3 protein-coding genes are annotated in these 2717 nt (G+C 41.4%); 1 reads left to right on the top strand and 2 read right to left on the bottom strand.

The window, feature by feature from the left end; all coding sequences use genetic code 11:
• Window positions 1-111 precede the first annotated feature (111 nt).
• Both IEY09_RS20050 and IEY09_RS20045 read right to left on the bottom strand, forming a co-directional pair.
• Window positions 112-1602, bottom strand: a complete 1491-nt coding sequence (locus tag IEY09_RS20050; protein WP_188872406.1) for a response regulator — start codon at window positions 1600-1602, stop codon at window positions 112-114.
• Window positions 1603-1610: 8 nt separating this feature from the next.
• Window positions 1611-2189 (bottom strand): response regulator, encoded by a 579-nt coding sequence (locus tag IEY09_RS20045; RefSeq protein WP_037419118.1) that lies wholly within the window; start codon window positions 2187-2189, stop codon window positions 1611-1613.
• Between the two features lie 221 nt (window positions 2190-2410).
• Between IEY09_RS20045 and IEY09_RS20040 the strand changes: the two genes are divergently transcribed.
• Window positions 2411-2717 (top strand): transposase (locus IEY09_RS20040; protein ID WP_188872404.1); only part of this gene is annotated, 307 nt, incomplete at its 3' end.

The raw sequence follows: 2717 nt of genomic DNA, 5'->3' as shown, positions 1-2717 counted from the left end.
GCTTACGCGATGATTAGGGCTTTGAACAAACTTACTGGGCTAGGTATGCCTGAAACCCACTATGTAGCTTGATATTTGAACAATGATGAGAGTGTTGTTCGCTCACTCGATTTAGGAAACAAAGCCTATATTAATTGCCATTTTTCCAAATTGAATGCCTTCACTCTGCCATCTAGCCGCAGTAATAAAGGCCGTTTTGAGCACCCAATAGCCAATATCCACCATTTGGCCATGTTGCTCTGCTAAAGGAATAAATAACGCAGGTGAAACCATCCCAAATTCGGGGTGCTGCCACCGAATGAGGGCTTCACAGCCGGACAAATTATATTTGGCAAAATCAAATTTTGGCTGAAAATGCAGAAAAAGTTGACGCTGTTGCACCGCATGAAATAACGCCTGATTTAATGAGATCTGGTGTTTTTTTCGTTCAATAGCTTGCTGATCATAACGCATAAACATCCGGACGGAGTCTTCTGCCATCATCAGATTACCCAGTAATAAATTATTCAGAACGGCTCGAGGCTCATCACCATCGTCGGGTATAAGACAGTAACTGACAGCATAATCCAACTTAGATGAGGTCAAATTAGCTTTACCAGTCACGGGGTCAATAATTGAAGCGGCCTTCTGTAAAGCGTCCATCTCGGAGGTAATATCAGGTAAACAAAGCACAAATTGTTCATTAGCTAGTAGTGCAAGCTCCCCTGCCGTACCAGTGGAATTAAGTAGCTGTAATGCAATATGCTCGATAGTCCGCTGCGCTTCTGAATAACCAATCATGCGGCTCCAGAGTTCAAAACTTTTGATCTTGATAACAACGAGAACCATAGCTCTGCGAGAATTGAGATATTGTGTTATCACCGATATAAGCTGCTGATAATTAAGCAGCGAAGGAAGTTCAAATGCCGTGTTTAGCAACTCACCATCAGTCACGGGATTTAAACACAAAACTACCCCAGAAGGACCAGCTAAACGACAACTCACTTCTAATTCAGTGTGATTCAATAACCTAATAGATACACTCTGACCGATTGCTAATGTCTGTTCCTGCAAGGTTAACCTATCTGTTTCAACCAAAAACTCATCAAGCAAACGTCCCTCGACCAAGGTTGAACCCAAGAGCTTTGTCGCCGCAATATTAGCATGCACAATTTGATTAGATGGGGATATCTCGAGTAAGGCATCGGAACTAGCCAACAACATTTTTTGGGATTGGCGTTGAAAAATCTGTTTGTTGTGATGCGTAAATGCATTCGCTATTTCATCAAGTAACTCGTTATCTTCCCAAGGTTTTTGCAGAAAACGATACGCACTACCCGCATTAAGTAATGACTTCACCGACTCAAAATCTGAATAACCACTAATGACAAGCCCGACGACTTCAGGATATAAGCGTTTGATTTTAGAAAGTAACAGCCCTCCATCCATATAGGGCATTCTAAAATCGGTCAAAACAACTTTACAATCATAAGTGAGTAATAGGTTTAACGCTTCTTCTCCACTTTGAGCTGTCTTTACCGAATAGCCAGAACGAGTTAATAAGCGTTTTAGGGCCTTTAAAATGCCAACATCGTCATCGACTAGTAGTAAAGAGTTATCCATTGTGGCCTCTAGCTTAAGAGCATATTTACTCTGTCCAATAGATCATGATTATCAAAAGGTTTTGCTATCGCATCATCCGCACCTAATCTAATCGACTCTGCTAACTCTTTAGGTGAAAGCCCTGATAATACTAAAATTTTAATATTTGCTAACTCTGGTCGCTCTCGAATAAATTGGATAACTTCAAAACCATTCAACCCAGGTAAGGACAGGTCAAGAAGAATTAAATCTGGCTTTTCAGCAATAATTTTCACCCCAGCCTGAAAACCATCCTGTGCCGATAAAATTGCAAAGGGTGTTGAATGGAGTGCCCGCCTGAGTGCATTTCGCATCGATAATTCATCATCAATGATAAGAATAGACTTTTTATCAGCCATTAACTCATTATTATTTGAGGCTAAAAAGGCTTCTGGCATTGGCATGTTTTGTTGATGTAGAAAACTAATGAAGTCATCAACCAAGACTCGATAATTACCCCGTCCAGGTAATTTGTGACCTTTTAATTGACCTTTAGCGATCCAGCGACTCACTGTGCGTTGATGAACATCGCAATATTGAGCAATATCGCTTGGCTTGAGCGTTTTCATGCTCTCGTACCCATGATTATTCTTGCTTAGTTAACACTTATAGCATAATTTTAATCTATAAGACAAATGGGACAAATGCGATAGGTGACTTAATGCCAACCCCATCTGAAAGCACTCTGCCATTGATTTTGTGTGTAGACGGGCTTTGTTTCCTAAATCAGTTGAACTAAAACCATAGCTGGTGATCTGATCGGCATAGCCTATCAACTCACCCATCAATCGTGTCAAAACCTCGCTATAAAACAACTAACTGGAAGCAATACAATCGAGCCTTAATTAATCGTGGCTCACTTACCTTCTGGATTGATGAGGACGCTATCGCCCAGTGGAAAGCTAAGGCTGAGCAACCAAGGAAAGGTCGCCCACACGTATTTAGCGACTTAGCCATTACCACCGCACTAATGGTTAAACGTGTTTTCTCTATGCCACTGCGAGCGTTACAAGGCTTTATCAACTCGGTGTTTAAACTGGCTGATATTCCGCTTTCGTGCCCACATTACACTTGTATCAGCAAACGAGCGAAAGCCG

Source organism: Shewanella xiamenensis (assembly GCF_014647135.1).
In the GTDB taxonomy this organism is placed as follows: Bacteria; Pseudomonadota; Gammaproteobacteria; order Enterobacterales; family Shewanellaceae; genus Shewanella; species Shewanella xiamenensis.
Note: the sequence above shows the minus strand (reverse complement) of the source record. Positions and strands in the feature narration are given on the sequence as shown.

What these genes read in the sequence shown, in the direction of transcription:
- IEY09_RS20045 (WP_037419118.1), bottom strand. Translation starts at nt 2,189, where the DNA reads ATGAAAACGCTCAAGCCAAGCGATATTGCTCAATATTGCGATGTTCAT.
- IEY09_RS20050 (WP_188872406.1), bottom strand. Translation starts at nt 1,602, where the DNA reads ATGGATAACTCTTTACTACTAGTCGATGACGATGTTGGCATTTTAAAG.